At 58.9% G+C, this 314-nt stretch carries 1 protein-coding gene; it reads right to left on the bottom strand.

The window, feature by feature from the left end; genetic code table 11:
- Window positions 1-237, bottom strand: a 237-nt coding sequence (locus EN861_RS35960; RefSeq protein WP_210235224.1) for a hypothetical protein, incomplete at its 3' end; no start/stop codon positions are given.
- Window positions 238-314: the final 77 nt, after the last annotated feature.

Below are 314 nucleotides of genomic sequence, written 5' to 3'. Positions count from 1 at the left end.
CTGGCGTCGGTCATGGTGGATCTCCCTTGACGTTGTCCACAACAACAGACGGCGAAGATATTGGATGCGTGCCTGAAGCGGCAGAATGACGTTTTCACCCTCCCGTACAGGGAAGTGATGAAATTGGGAGGTGAAACGCAGTCCGATGGGGCATCTCTGCCCTGCTTGCCGCCAGTCCGCTTGGGTTCGCAGCACCAATCGCGCCAGCATCTGGTTTGCGCCAGCGACGTTGAGCATTGGACCGGCCTCTGTTAGGACGCGGCCGAAGCTTCTCCCAGCAGGACTGGAAACGATGATCCCTCGCTATTCCCGGC

The sequence above is a fragment of the Mesorhizobium sp. M8A.F.Ca.ET.218.01.1.1 genome (genome assembly GCF_004791165.1).
Taxonomy (GTDB): domain Bacteria; phylum Pseudomonadota; class Alphaproteobacteria; order Rhizobiales; family Rhizobiaceae; genus Mesorhizobium.
This window is presented reverse-complemented; position numbering and strand designations above follow the sequence as displayed.